Annotated in this window: 10 protein-coding genes and 2 tRNA genes; 9 read left to right on the top strand and 3 right to left on the bottom strand. The window is 68.3% G+C overall.

Annotated features, from left to right (window positions below; genetic code table 11):
- Positions 1-676: 676 nt before the first annotated feature.
- Complete coding sequence (locus ACWFRB_RS25320) at positions 677-1,099, bottom strand: Zn-ribbon domain-containing OB-fold protein (protein WP_452643976.1); 423 nt, start codon at positions 1,097-1,099, stop codon at positions 677-679.
- Positions 1,100-1,361: 262 nt separating this feature from the next.
- On the opposite strand from ACWFRB_RS25320, the gene ACWFRB_RS25315 reads away from it, so the two are divergent.
- Positions 1,362-3,701, top strand: a complete 2,340-nt coding sequence (locus ACWFRB_RS25315) for an ATP-binding protein (RefSeq protein ID WP_452643975.1) — start codon at positions 1,362-1,364, stop codon at positions 3,699-3,701.
- Positions 3,702-3,744: 43 nt separating this feature from the next.
- On the opposite strand, the gene ACWFRB_RS25310 is transcribed toward ACWFRB_RS25315, so the two are convergent.
- On the bottom strand, positions 3,745-5,775 hold the full coding sequence (locus ACWFRB_RS25310) for a TPM domain-containing protein (protein WP_452643974.1): 2,031 nt from the start codon (positions 5,773-5,775) through the stop codon (positions 3,745-3,747).
- Between the two features lie 90 nt (positions 5,776-5,865).
- Between ACWFRB_RS25310 and ACWFRB_RS25305 the strand changes: the two genes are divergently transcribed.
- The 3 genes from ACWFRB_RS25305 to dnaG are packed head-to-tail and all read left to right on the top strand — an operon-like array spanning position 5,866 to position 9,750.
- Complete coding sequence (locus ACWFRB_RS25305; RefSeq protein ID WP_452643973.1) at positions 5,866-6,543, top strand: YdcF family protein; 678 nt, start codon at positions 5,866-5,868, stop codon at positions 6,541-6,543.
- A complete protein-coding gene (locus ACWFRB_RS25300) occupies positions 6,543-7,823 on the top strand; it encodes a deoxyguanosinetriphosphate triphosphohydrolase (RefSeq protein ID WP_452643972.1) in 1,281 nt (426 codons plus the stop codon). The genes ACWFRB_RS25305 and ACWFRB_RS25300 overlap by 1 nt, the downstream gene beginning before the upstream one ends.
- A 16-nt stretch (positions 7,824-7,839) precedes the next feature.
- On the top strand, positions 7,840-9,750 hold the full coding sequence (gene dnaG / locus ACWFRB_RS25295) for a DNA primase (protein ID WP_452643971.1): 1,911 nt from the start codon (positions 7,840-7,842) through the stop codon (positions 9,748-9,750).
- Between the two features lie 16 nt (positions 9,751-9,766).
- Here dnaG and ACWFRB_RS25290 read toward each other — a convergent pair whose 3' ends face one another.
- Positions 9,767-10,006: a hypothetical protein gene (locus tag ACWFRB_RS25290; protein ID WP_097212019.1), complete on the bottom strand. Its 240-nt coding sequence runs from the start codon at positions 10,004-10,006 to the stop codon at positions 9,767-9,769.
- A gap of 135 nt (positions 10,007-10,141) precedes the next feature.
- On the opposite strand from ACWFRB_RS25290, the gene ACWFRB_RS25285 reads away from it, so the two are divergent.
- The 5 genes from ACWFRB_RS25285 to ACWFRB_RS25265 all read left to right on the top strand — a co-directional run bounded on the left by ACWFRB_RS25285 (position 10,142) and on the right by ACWFRB_RS25265 (position 13,706).
- Positions 10,142-10,214, top strand: a tRNA-Asn gene (locus ACWFRB_RS25285).
- A 159-nt stretch (positions 10,215-10,373) separates the two neighbouring features.
- Positions 10,374-10,447: transfer RNA gene (locus ACWFRB_RS25280), tRNA-Ile, on the top strand.
- Between the two features lie 84 nt (positions 10,448-10,531).
- Entirely contained in the window at positions 10,532-11,821 is a 1,290-nt protein-coding gene (locus ACWFRB_RS25275) for a low temperature requirement protein A (protein ID WP_452643970.1), read from the top strand.
- Between the two features lie 9 nt (positions 11,822-11,830).
- A complete protein-coding gene (locus ACWFRB_RS25270) occupies positions 11,831-12,349 on the top strand; it encodes a DinB family protein (protein WP_452643969.1) in 519 nt (172 codons plus the stop codon).
- 229 nt (positions 12,350-12,578) lie between these two features.
- Complete coding sequence (locus ACWFRB_RS25265; RefSeq protein ID WP_027499995.1) at positions 12,579-13,706, top strand: NDMA-dependent alcohol dehydrogenase; 1,128 nt, start codon at positions 12,579-12,581, stop codon at positions 13,704-13,706.
- Positions 13,707-13,758: the final 52 nt, after the last annotated feature.

Below are 13,758 nucleotides of genomic sequence, written 5' to 3'. Positions count from 1 at the left end.
CTCCTCGGGAGAGCGCCGGCCCCTCGGCCGGGCCGTCAGCTCAGCGCCTGCAGCAGGGTGCCGACCGCGCCGACCTTCCCGAGCACACCGAGGACCGTGAGAAAGGTTGCCATTGATCACTCCTTGAATCGGACTTCTGAAATTTGTGCGGCCGCAACCAGGGGGCAGTTGCGGCCGCACAAATTTCTACCACGACGGTGTGTCGTCATGTGGGTGAAAAAGAAAGGGAATCGGTCCGGATTTCTGTATCACCCCGGGGGAGGTGTGTGATTCACCATGTGTTCACGGATTGTTTGCGTCGAGATTCGTCATCGGTGTCCCGTGAAGAAAACTGAAATTGGTGAGTAGATGCAGGTCAAATGGCCTGATTGAGTGCTGGGGAGCGGGTCGACGGGATGGGTCGGCCAGGTCGCGGTGACGTTGCCTTCGGCTGATTCTGATCGAATTACAGTGAATTATTGTCTATTGGCACGACAATCCGGTTAATGGTCGTCTGGATATGCAGAATTGCCGCCCGTGCCGACTTTGTTTCGGGGGCGTTTTGTTCGATGGTGGAGGTGTTATGAGAATGGTTGAAAATGCGCATTACTGCGCGAATGCTGTCGGCTCGTGTTCGGACCTCAGGTGGGATCGTCGAATGTTGTACGGGTATCGGGCGGAGAGTGTCGGCCGTCTGTCAGACGGTGGGGAGCGCCTGGTTGCAGTCGGCACCGCAGGCGCAGAACACGGGATACCAGTCCCCGGAGGCCATGTGATCGAACTGGACGCGGACGTGCTGGTCCGAGCGAACCGCGATCTCGCCCTCGAGCCAGGTGCAGATCCAGGGGCCGTCGTCGAGTGCGACGACCGCGAGCAGGCACGGCATCGGATCGCCGCATCGGTCGGGAGACTCGCGATCGACCACCGTCCACGTTCGAATCTCCCCGAGCCCCGTTGACGGGACCTGCGGCAGGTCCTTGCCCCCACAGACATCACAGGTGGAGCTCTCCGGGCTCAGCAGTGTCGCGCAGCGCGCGCAGTTGCGGATCATCAGCACCTCCGGCGCAACGTCGTGAGACGGTCGGTTTCCGGCCGTGGTGGGTCGTGTGAGCAAGAGCATCGGAAAACCTCGACTTCACGCTGGGTAGAACTGACGAATCTCATACTTCGCGGGCGCTGTGTCGAGCGCCACGGCGGGATGACGGGGGTAGGTACCTGTTTCCGGTCCGAGCCTGCCCTGACGGCACCTCCATCCGCGCGGTAGCGCGGAGGGTCAAGGCGTTACAGTTCACTCTAAAGTGTCAAGTCGGAGCCTGCCGCACCAGGCGGGTTCCGGCCGATATCGTTCGCGGCCCTGTGCCGGGGGAAGGCGGGGAGTGACGATGCCGCCCACCGTCCCTGGCAAGGTGGCCGGGAACCTGCCGCTCGAGTTGAACAGCTTCGTCGGACGCCGCAGGGAGACGGCCGAGTCGAGGCGATTGCTGTCCTCCTCGCGGCTGGTGACGTTGACCGGTATCGGTGGTGTCGGCAAGACGCGACTGGCGCTGCGGGTAGCCGCCGATTCGAGACGAGACTTCGAGGACGGGGTGTGGCTCGTCGAGCTCGGTGACCTGCGTGATCCGACCTTGCTTGCCGGTATGGTGGCCGCCACACTCGCGCCGCGGAGCATCTCGAGTGACCCGCCGCTCGAGATGCTGGCGGGTCACCTGCGTGATCGACGCATGCTCCTCGTGATCGACAACTGTGAGCACGTGGTGGATGCGGTTGCGTCATTGGCGATGACCCTGCTGCGAAGCTGTCCCGGGCTGCGGATTCTGACGACCAGTCGCGAGGCCCTCGCAGTCGGCGGCGAAGCAGTGGTGCGAGTCCAGTCGCTCGCGGTGCCAGACCCGGACGAGCCGCCGTCGCTGCAGGAGCTGTCCCGTTCCGAGGCGGTGACCCTGTTCCTCGAACGCGCTACCGTCGCGGTGCCCGGGTTCGCCCTCACCGAGGGCAATCGAGTTGCCGTGGCGCAGATCTGTCACCGGCTCGACGGGCTCCCGCTTGCCATCGAACTGGCGGCGGTCCGGCTGCGGACGCTCTCGGCCGACCAGATACTCGACCGGCTGTCCGATCGATATGAGCTCCTCGCAGGTGGCCGCAGGGGAGCGCCGGGCCGACAGCAAACGCTCAGGCTCTGCATCGACTGGAGCCGCGAACTGTGCACCGAAGCCGAACGCGAGCTGTGGGGTCGGTTGACGATCTTCTCGGGCGGGTTCGAACTCGATGCGGCGGAAGGGATCTGCGCGGGCGATCGGCCCGTGGGTGAGGTGCTGGACGTGCTGGCATCGCTCGTCGACAAGTCGATCCTGATGAGTGAGCGCGTGGGGCCGGTGGTCAGATACCGGATGCTCGAGACCCTGCGCGAGTATGGCCGGGAGGAGTTGCTGGCCCCGGACGACATCGGGGTCCTCCGTCGACGGCACCTGGACTGGTACCGGAATCTGGTCTCGACGACGAGATTCGAGTGGATCGGTCCCCGCCAGGTCGAGCTCATGGCGCGACTGGGCCGCGAGCAGGCGAATCTGCGAGAAGCGATGCACATCTGCATGAGCGAGCGGGACGAGGCCGACGTCGCCCTGCAGATCTCTGTCGCGCTCTTTCCGTTCTGGCTCTCCCGTGGTCTCCTCCGCGAGGGCAGATACTGGCTGGACTCCGCGCTCGACCTGCACGGGGACGAACCGACCGTCGACAGGGCCAAGGCACTGTGCGCGAACAGCCTGCTCGCAGGTCATCAGGGCGATACCGGGGCTGCGACCGCGTCGGCTGCGGCGGCACATGACCTTGCGGAGCAGCTGGACGACGACGCGTTGCGGGCGGCCGTCATGCACGCGAACGCGTACCTCGCCGCCTTCGCCGGGGACCTGCCGGGCGCGGTCATCGGATGGGCGAATGCCCTCTCGGCTTTCCGGGACCGGGGGGACAACCTCAGGCAGATCTCGACATTGCTCGGACTCACCTTGGCGTCTGGACTGCTCGGCGACGCCGCTGGAGCCGTCGGCTACCAGGAGGAGGCCCTTGCCATCAGCGATCGGTCCGGCGAGTCCGTCTACCGGGCCTACGCGGCCTGCGCCCTCGGACTGGCGCTGTGGGAGGCCGATCCGCCGCGCGCCGCCGGCCTCCTCGAACAGGGTCTGCGACTGTCCCGATCGGCGGGCGACATGCTGGCTGCCGCGATGTGTGTCGAGACGCTGGCGTGGATCGCGTGCGCAGGGAATCACGCCCGGCGTGCCGCGCTGTTGCTCGGCGCGGTGGAGACGATGTGGCGAACGGTCGGTAGCCCTGGGGTGGTTGCCCGGACGCTGCAGGTGTACCACGCGGAATGCGAGCAGCAGACCCGCCGGGTCCTCGGTGATCGGGCCTTCGAGGGGGCCGTCAGAGAAGGGGCACGGTGGAGCCCGGAGGTTGCGATCGCGTACGCGCTCGACGAAACCTCCGAGGCGGAGGAGGAGCGGCAGTCCCCAGGGCTGTTGTCGGCGCTGACGCAGCGTGAGAGGCAGGTCGCCGAGCTCGTGGCTCATGGCCTGACCAACAAGGCGATCGCCGCGAAGCTCCTGATCTCTCAGCGCACCGTCCAGGGGCATGTCGAGCAGATCCTCGCGAAGCTCGGATTCGCTTCCCGTATCCAGGTCGCGGCGTGGATCGTCGAGCAGGGAATGAGCAGCCGGTCGGCGAACACCTGAGGCCGGAGAACGGTCGAAGGCGTCGCGGGCATCGGCCCGCGTTCTAGAACCGCCCGCTGCGACTGATCCGTCCGGAGCTGCTCGGGCCGCCGAAGGAGCCGGGACCGCGACCGCCACCGCCACCGCCGCCCCCACGGTTGCCCCAGCCGCCGCTCATCCCGCCGCGCATCATCGAATCGATGAGGATGCCACCGAGGATCGCGCCGGTGTTGCTCCCGGAGCTCCGCGGCTGCCTGCTCGCCTCCCAGCTCTGCACGTCGCCCTGCGCGAGTCGCAGTGCCCTGGCGCCGAGGTCGCCCGCGGCCTTCGCGTGCTGTAGCGCCTTCGCCGGGTCGGACTGACTGAGCTGACGGGCGGCGTCGAAATGGCGTTCCGACTCCGAGAGCCGGGTGCGGGCCTCCGCGCCGACGGCGCCGCGGCGGGTGTTGATGTAGTCCTTGGCCGCGGTGATCTGCGACTGGGCGACAGTGAGGTCCTGGGTGAGGCGCTGCGCGGCTCGCTCCGTCTGTTCCTTGGCATCCATCGCGGTGGCCAGGACGGTGTCGAGTTCGTTGTCCGCCTTGACGATCGCGGTGAACGCCCCGAGGGGGTCGCTGTCCTTGAGGGCCTCGGCCTGCGCCAGCGCCGCCTCGGTCGCGGCCTTGGCGACGGCGAGGGGCTGTCCGCCGTGCTGGGCCAGCGCAGCCGCGGCCGCGATGTCCTTGCGGGCATCGTCGAGGACCGCGGGCAGGGTGGCGATGGCGGTGCGGATGTTGTCCGCGGCGTGGTCGACGCCGTCGAGCAGTTCCCGGACCTGTGCGATGGCACCCTCCGCGGCCCGGATCGCGACGACCGCGGGACCCTGCTTGCCCGCGGGCAGCGCGGCCGCCTCGCGGCCGGCGGTGATGTTCTGATCCGCGAACGTCAGCTGTTGCTGCGCCATCGCGACATTCCCCGACACCGATGCGAGCGCGGGCTCCGGGAACTCGTTCTGCAGTCCGGCGAGCGTGGCCTCCGACTGTGGGACCCGGACGGTCAGCTCCACCACGTCCTGGGTGAGGGCGTCGAGGCGGGCGGGCGCGTCGAGGAGCAGGTCGCGCATCCCGTCGAACTCCGTCACCCGAGAATTGAGCTCCTTGTCGGCCCGGCTGCACGTCGAGATCAGCTGGATCAGCATGTCCCGCTTCTGATCCGGGGTTTCGGGGATGGCGTCGTCCAGGCGCTGGCGGAGGGTGAACGCCGAGGCGAGGGTGGTCTTCGCGGTTTCGTAGGCGGCGGTGAACGGCGCGGTCGCCTGATCGCCGAACTCGCCGCGGGCCAGGTTCAGCTCCTCCTCGCTTGTCCGGATCGCGTTGTCCGTCTCGACGAGCACCTCCTTGGCCCTGGCATCGAGGGTCTCGATCGGCAGGGCCGCGATGGCGGTCGGGTCGGTCCAGTCGACGTCCTTGGCCGCCTCGATGCCCTGTCGGATCCGCTCACCCTTCTTGCGACGGGAGTACAGCACAGCGCCGCCGGCCCCGATGACCACGACGCCGCCACCGATGAGCAGGTATTTGGCGGTGGACCCGGACCCCGACGAGCTCATCGCGTCGTCGATGCCGCCCGCGGCCGCGATCGCAGCGCCGGCCCAATCATCTTGTCGCAGAGCGGGAACGATGGCGTCCTGCTCGATGCTGTCGATCTCGGCGGTGCTGACGTTGCTCAGGTTCGGTGGCAGATCGAGGGCGTAGGCGCGGTCTTCGGTGGCCACTGCCAGCAACGCGCTGTTGTCGCCGAGCCCGCTCTGCTGCGCCGTTTTGCTCGCCCATTGCCCGGCGTCCATGCCGTCGAAGCCGGCGACATAGGTCACCCAGAGCTGCACGTGCTGCTCGTCGAACAGCGCGTCGAGTGCGGACCGGACCTCCGCGCGCTCGGCGTCGTCGAGAGCGCCGACCCGATCGGAGATCTGGCCCGGCATCCGGAACGGTGTCTCGGCGGCCGCAACGCCGGGCAGGCAGATCAGGCCGAGCAGCGCCAGCACGGAGGCCGTTGCCGCGGCGATCGAGATGCGGTGGGAAGCGTGTCGACCGCGAGCGTGCGGCTGTGCGAGTGCCATGCGCTGAATCTAGCGTCGATCGCGGGCTCCGCGCTGTGATCCGGGCGCGCCACACCGCGGTATGGGAGCGCCTGCTGGCAGACTTGCGGGGTGAGTTCAACAGCAGCCCGTGTGTACGAGACCGACCGCCTCGGTTTCGGGGGCACGCTTGCCCGCTGGACGCGCCGCGCCCTCGCCGGCGCCGTGCTGATGGGTGTGCTGCTGGTCGGCGGTACCGCGGCGCGTGTGTGGCAGGTCGCCCGGATCGACGACCCGACCAAGGCCGATGCCATCGTCGTGCTCGGTGCGGCCCAGTACTCGGGGACGCCGTCCTCGGTGTTCGAGGCGCGCCTGGAGCAGGCGGTGAAGCTGTTCAACAGGGGCGTCGCACCGACTGTGGTCACCGTGGGCGGCAAGCAGGAGGGCGACGTCTACACCGAGGCCGCCTCGGGGCGGAACTACCTGATCGGTCGCGGCGTGCCGGGCGACCGGATCATCGCCGTCGAGGAGGGGTCGGACACCCTGCGGAGCATCGAGGGCGTGAGCCGGGAGATGGGCGAGCGCGACATGACGTCGGCCGTCCTGGTCAGCGACCCGTGGCACTCCCTTCGCACCAGGACGATGGCCCGCGACGCCGGGCTCGAGGCATGGACGGCGCCGACCCGGCAGGGGCCCGCCGTCTTCACCCGTGAGTCACAGGCGCACGGAATCGCAAGGGAGACAGGGGCGTTGATCTGGTATCAGCTCACCCATTTCTCCGCGGACTTTCCCTACACCGCGGGACAGTGATGGCGTCGGATCCGGTGGCGGACTACACCGAGCACGACCTGGAGCGGCGGGTGGCGGAGGCGCCGAAGAGCGGCGGGCTGCCCGGCACCTCGGCCCGGCGCACCGACTTCTCGCGGGACCGGGCCCGGGTGCTGCACTGCGCGGCGCTGCGTCGGCTCGCCGACAAGACCCAGGTGGTCGGTCCGCGCGACGGCGACACCCCGCGGACCCGGCTCACCCACTCGATCGAGGTCGCGCAGATCGGCCGCAGCATCGCGGACGGCCTCGGCTGCGACCCGGACCTGGTCGACCTCGCGGGGCTCGCCCACGACATCGGCCACCCGCCGTACGGGCACAACGGCGAGAAGGCGCTGGACGAGGTCGCCGCGGATTGCGGCGGATTCGAGGGCAATGCCCAGAACCTGCGGATTCTCACCAGCCTGGAGCCGAAGGTGCTCGACGGCGACGGACGCAGCGTCGGCCTCAACCTCACCCGCGCGGCACTCGACGCGTCGATCAAGTACCCGTGGACGCGTCCGGCGCCCGGCGCCAAGTTCGGCGCCTACGACGACGACGCCCAGATCCTGGCCTGGGTGCGCGAGGGCGCCCGCGGGCGGCAGCGCTGCCTGGAGTCACAGGTGATGGACTGGGCTGACGACGTCGCCTACTCGGTGCACGACGTCGAGGACGGCGTGATCGCCGGTCGCATCGACCTGCGCGCGCTCGCGGACCCCGCCGAGCAGCGGGCGCTGGCGGAGATGGGTGCCTCGGAGTTCCGCGGGCTGATCGTCGACGACCTGGTCGAGGCCGCGCGTCGGCTGTCCGTGCTGCCCGTAGTGGTCGGCGCGAGCGGCAGCTTCGACGGCACGCTGGCCAGTTCGGTGGCCCTGAAGAACCTGACCAGCGAGCTGGTCGGGCGGTTCGCCACCGCGGCCGTGACCGAGACCCGCCGGGTCGCAGGCGACGGCCCGCTCTCGCGTTACTCCGCCGACCTGGAGATCCCGCCGGTGGTCGGCGCGGAGGTGGCGCTGCTCAAGACCGTCGCGCTGCGCTATGTGATGTCCGACGCCGGGCACCGCACCAAACAGGACAGGCAGCGCGACCGCATTCACCGGGTCTCGGAATGGCTGCACCGCACGGCGCCGTCCGGGCTGGACCCGCTGCTGCTCTCGGCATGGGAACGGGCGGCGGATGACGAGGCCCGCACGAGGGTGATCGTCGACCAGATCGCCTCGTACACCGAGAGCCGACTCGAGCGCGTCGACAAGCAGAGCCTCGGCGCGCAGGCGAGCTGGGGATAGCGCCTACACTGCTCGAGTGGCCGGCCGAATTCCTGAACGAGACATCGCGGCCATCCGCGACCGGACCCACATCGAGGACATCGTGGGGGAGTACGTCGCGCTCAAGCGCAGCGGCGGCGACTCGATGAAGGGCCTGTGCCCGTTCCATGACGAGAAGTCGCCCTCCTTCCATGCCCGCCCCAATCACGGGACCTACCACTGCTTCGGCTGTGGCGAGGGCGGCGACGTGTACTCGTTCATGCAGAAGATCGAACACATCTCCTTCGTCGAGGCCGTCGAGCAGCTCGCCGACCGGCTGAACTACACGATCTCCTACGAGGGCGGCGGACCCTCCGTGCAGCGCGACCGCGGCACACGGGCGCGACTGGTGGCGGCCAACGCGGCCGCGCAGGAGTTCTACGCGGCCCGGTTGCGGGAACCGGACGCCCAGACCGCCCGCGACTACCTCACCGAGCGCAACTTCGACGGCCAGGCCGCGATCACCTTCGGCTGCGGCTACGCGCCGGACGGCTGGGACACGCTGACCAAGCACCTGATGGTCAAGGGCTTCGAGGCGAACGAGATCGTCGACGCCGGCCTGGCCACCCCCGGTAAGCGGGGCACCCCGATCGACCGGTTCCGGCGCCGGCTGGTCTGGCCGATCCGCAACCTCGGCGGCGACGTCATCGGCTTCGGCGCGCGCAAGCTGTTCGACGACGACACCATGCCCGGCAAGTACATCAACACGCCAGAGACCATGCTGTACAAGAAGTCTCAGGTGCTGTTCGGTCTCGACCTGGCCAAGCGGGACATCGCGAAGGGTCACCAGGCGGTCGTCGTCGAGGGCTACACCGACGTGATGGCCATGCACCTGGCCGGTGTGAAGACCGCGGTTGCCGCCTGCGGCACCGCGTTCGGCGATGACCATCTGGCGATGCTGCGCCGACTCCTGATGGACGACAGCTACTTCCGTGGCGAAGTGATCTACACCTTCGACGGCGACGCCGCGGGCCAGGCAGCGGCGCTCAAGGCGTTCGAGGGCGATCAGAAGATGGCGGGGCAGACCTACGTCGCGGTGGCGCCGGACGGGATGGACCCGTGCGAACTACGGCAGTCGGCGGGCGACGCCGCCGTGCGCGACCTGGTCGCCCGGCGCATCCCGATGTTCAAGTTCGTGATCCGATCCCTGCTCGCCGAGCACGACCTCGACACCGGCGAGGGCCGGGTCGAGGCGCTGCGACGGACGGTGCCGGTGGTCGCCAGGATCAAGGACGAGGCGCTGCGTGAGGACTACGCCCGTCAGCTCGCAGGCTGGATCGGCTGGGACGACATCCCGACGGTGATCAAGCGGGTCCGCGAGGAGGCCCGCAGGAACTCACCGAGGTCGGGTCGCGGGCCGCAGCGGCAGGAGCGGAGCCGGGTGCCGGAGCAGGGCGCCACGGTGGCGCCCGCGGGTCCCGCCAGGCCGAACCCGACGGACCCGACGCTGTGGCCGCAGCGGGAGGCGCTCAAGTCGGCCCTGCAGTACCCGGCGCTCGCCGGCTCGGTGTTCGACTCGCTGCCGACCGAATCGTTCACTCATCCCGCGTACGCGTTGGTACGCGACGCGATCGCAGAGGCGGGCGGGACCGGTGCGGGGCTCGGCGGTGCCGAGTGGATGGAGGCGGTCGGCAAGCGCGCCGAGCCGCTGCAGTCGCTGGTGACCGAGCTGGCCGTGGACCCGATGCGGGCCTCGGACGTGCCTGGCTACATCCCGCGGGTGCTGGCCCGGCTGCAAGAGGTGTGGGTGGGCAATCAGGTGGCCGACCTCAAGTCGAAGCTGCAGCGGATGTCGCAGGCAGACCAGCCCGACGAGTACATGTCCCTGTTCGGCGACCTGGTGGCGCTCGAGCAGTACCGGCGCAGCCTGCTCGAACAGGCCGTCGGGGACAGCTCCGACGACCTGTAGGCGGGCCTGCCCGCCCCTACTTGCGGTCGCGCGGGACGTAGATCGTTGTGTCCGCGTCGATGGCCTCGAGAGGCTCGAGTCGGGGCTGCGTGTTCAGGCTGTCGGAGAGCTTCTGCCTGCCCACGTCGATGACCTTCTTGGTGGCGGGGCTGGCGGCCACGGCCTTGGCGGCCTTGCTGATCTGTTCGTAGCGCGACCTGCCCGCCTTGGTCCCCAGCACGTACCCGACGCCGACAGCGATCAACAAGCGCATCATCCCTGCTTTCCTCCTCCGACCAGCCTCTCAACAGTCTGCCTGATGGGCCTCCGGGCAGGCGATTTGGTACCTGGGTGGGGGGATGGGTTAAAGTTTCACCGCGGCCGAACGAGAACGCGAGGCCGTACGGAGTAATCCCCTGTAGCTCAATTGGCAGAGCTTCCGACTGTTAATCGGACGGTTACTGGTTCGAGTCCAGTCGGGGGAGCATTCGGAAGGACCCCGTCACACACCGTGTGGCGGGGTCCTCTTGCGTTCGGCGGCCTATGCATCTGCGGGCGCCGCACTCCGACCACCCCTCGGCGGACAATGGGGTGAGTGGGGCCGGTAGCATTCGGCGGGCCGCAGGAGTGTTCGATGCGGCAATGGGGCGGTAGCTCAGTCGGTTAGAGCCGTGGACTCATAATCCATTGGTCGCGGGTTCGAGCCCCGCCCGCCCCACTCGAGATGCCACCCCTCGCGCCCGCAGTGCCGGTAGGTTTCACCGCACCGATCGTTCGCGGACCCTGGCAGGGGAGCCCGACCATGAGCGCAGCCGAACAGCCGGCGGGGACAGCCCGCTACTACGCCCACCGCGTGCAGCGGATGGTCGGTCGCGACCCGGACGAGGCGAACCGGTCCGCAACCCCGCTCGAACTGCTCTTCGACCTGACGTTCGTCGTCGCGTTCGGCGTCGCCGGGGAGCAGTTCGCGCACCTCGTCGCGGAGGGCCACCTCGGCAGCGGCCTCGCCGGGTTCGGGTTCGCGATGTTCGCGATCATCTGGGCGTGGATGAACTTCTCCTGGTTCGCCTCCGCCTACGACACCGATGACTGGATCTACCGGGTCACCACGATGGTGCAGATGGTCGGGGTGGTGATCCTGGCGCTCGGGCTGCCCCAGATGTTCGCTTCGATCGACCGCGGGGTCGAACTCGACAACGGCGTGATGGTCTCCGGATACATCGTGATGCGGGTGGCCATGGTCTTCCAGTGGCTGCGGGCGGCGAAGCACGATCCGACGCACCGCCCCGCGGCGCTGACGTACGTCGTGACGCTCGTCATCGCCCAGCTCGGCTGGGCAGCGGTGGTGATCGCCCCGCTCACCCTCGAGCAGGTGTTCGCGGTCGCCGCGGTGCTCATGCTGCTCGAGCTCAGCGGGCCGGTCGTCGCGGAGCGGAACAAGGGCGGGACGCCGTGGCACGTGCACCACATCGTCGAGCGGCACGGGCTGCTGGTCATCATCACGCTGGGGGAGGGCGTGATCGGCACGGTGGCGTCGCTCTCGGCCGTGGTCGGCAGGCAGGGGTGGACGCTCGATGCGGTTCTGGTCGCGGTCGCCGGGATCGGGCTCACCTTCGGGCTGTGGTGGGTCTACTACATCCTCCCGTCGGCCGAGGTGCTCGAGGTGTTCCGAAACCGTTGCTTCGTCTGGGGTTACGGCCACATCCTGATCTTCTCGTCGCTCGCGGCGGTCGGGGCCGGGCTGCACGTCGCGGCCTACTACATCGAGCACGTCGCGCACGTCGGTGCCGTGGCCACGGTGCTCGCCGTGGCGATACCCGTTGCCGTGTTCATCGGCGCCGTCTACCTGCTCTACGCCTATCTCGTGCGGGTGCCCGACCCGTTTCACCTGATCCTCCTCGTGGGCACCGTGGCGACCCTGGTTCTCGCGGTCGTCATTGCTGCACAGGGTGTCTCGATGGCGTGGTGCCTGATCGTGGTGATGCTGGCCCCGGTGTTGACGGTCGTCGGCTACGAGTGGGTCGGACATGAGCACGAGGCGCGCGCGCTCGACGTCAGTCTCGACCGCGCGGAACCCGGGCGCGATCACTAGCCTGGATCCATGACGATCACGCCCGACACCAAGAACTGGACCTGGGTCCTCGAGCGTCCCTGCGCCGACTGTGGATTCGATTCCGGTGCCGTCGAGTACGAGGACATTCCGGGCCTGGTCCGTGCGAATGCGGCGGCCTGGCCCGCGGTGCTGGCGCGGGCGGACGTGGCCGTACGGCCGGACGAGCAGACCTGGTCGGCACTGGAGTACTCCGCGCACGTGCGGGACGTGTTCCGGATCTTCCGCGAACGCCTCGAGCTGATGCTCGCGCAGGACGACCCGCACTTCGCGAACTGGGATCAGGACGAGACCGCCGCCGCCGAGCGCTACGGCGAACAGGACCCTGCGACGGTCACGACCGAACTCGGTGCCGCCGCGGCCGCCGTGGCGGACGCGTTCGCGGCGGTCCCGCCCGCGGACCGGGGGCGGCGGGGGCTGCGCAGCGACGGATCGGCCTTCACCGTGGACTCGCTCGCGCGGTACTTCGTGCACGACCCGATCCATCACCTGCACGACGTGCGCGGCTGACGGACGAACGTCCAGTTCGGGGCCGGGAAACTCACTCACTGGGACTCGGAGAGGCTCGCGTGTCGGCTTCAAAACCGCACCTGTCCTGGGCTTTTTGGGCTTCGTTAGACCATGGCACGAAATTCCCCTAGAACGTGTTCCAATTTGCGGAATTTCGGGATAGTGTGTGCGCTGTGATCGCCGTCACCTCGATCACGTATAGCGGATGCGGACGAAAGGCCGGAACGAAATGAAGACAAAAGGCGCGCTCCTGTGGGGTCTCAACGAGCCGTGGTCGGTCGAGGAGATCGAGCTGGGTGATCCCCGAGAGGGCGAGGTCCAGATCCGCATGGAGGCGGCCGGTATGTGCCACTCCGACTATCACATCGTCACCGGTGCCACCCCGATGCCGTCGTTCCCGGCGCTGGGTGGACATGAGGGTTCCGGTGTCGTCACCAAGGTCGGCCCGAACGTGAAGAGGCTGAAGGAGGGCGACCACGTCGTGCTGTCCTTCATCCCGGCGTGTGGCACCTGTGATCCGTGTACGCAGGGTCATTCGAACCTCTGCGACCTGGGCATGGGCCTGCTGAGCGGCCAGTCCATCTCCGACGGCTCGTACCGCATCCAGGCCCGCGGCCAGAACGTCATCCCGATGTCGCTGCTCGGCACGTTCTCGCCTTACATGACCGTGCACGAGTACTCCGCGGTCAAGATCGACGAGCACATCCCGTTCGAGGTCGCCGCGCTCGTCGGCTGTGGCGTGACCACGGGCTGGGGCTCGGCGACCAACGTCGCGCAGGTCCGCCCCGGTGACTCCGTCGCGATCGTCGGCGTCGGTGGCGTCGGCATGGCCGCGCTGCAGGGCGCGGTGGTCTCGGGCGCACGCCACGTCATCGCCATCGACCCGGTCGCGTTCAAGCGCGAGCAGGCCCTCAAGTTCGGTGCCACCCACGCCTACGCGAGCCTCGAGGAGGCCATCGTCCCGGTCATGGAGCTGACCTGGGGCAAGATGTGCCAGAAGGTCATCCTCACCATGGGCGAGATGGACGGCGCGATGGTGGATCCGGCGCTGACCCTGACCGCCAAGACGGGCACCTGCGTCGTGACCTCGATGGGCAACATGTCCGACATGGACGTGAAGATGAACCTCTTCCTCTTCGCGATGCTGCAGAAGACGCTCAAGGGCAACGTCTTCGGCGGCGCCAACCCGCGTCACGAGATTCCGATGCTGCTCGACCTGTACAAGTCGGGTCAGCTCAACCTGCAGGACATGATCTCCAACACCTACAGCCTCGAGCAGATCAACGAGGGCTACCAGGACATGCTGGACGGCAAGAACCTGCGCGGCGTCATCAAGTACACGGACGCGGATCGCTAGTAACACCTCCACGGCGGCGCCGGGCAGCTCAGTCGAGCAGGGTCCCCGACGC

It is taken from the genome of Rhodococcus sp. NPDC055112 (genome assembly GCF_053607505.1).
Note: the sequence above shows the minus strand (reverse complement) of the source record. Positions and strands in the feature narration are given on the sequence as shown.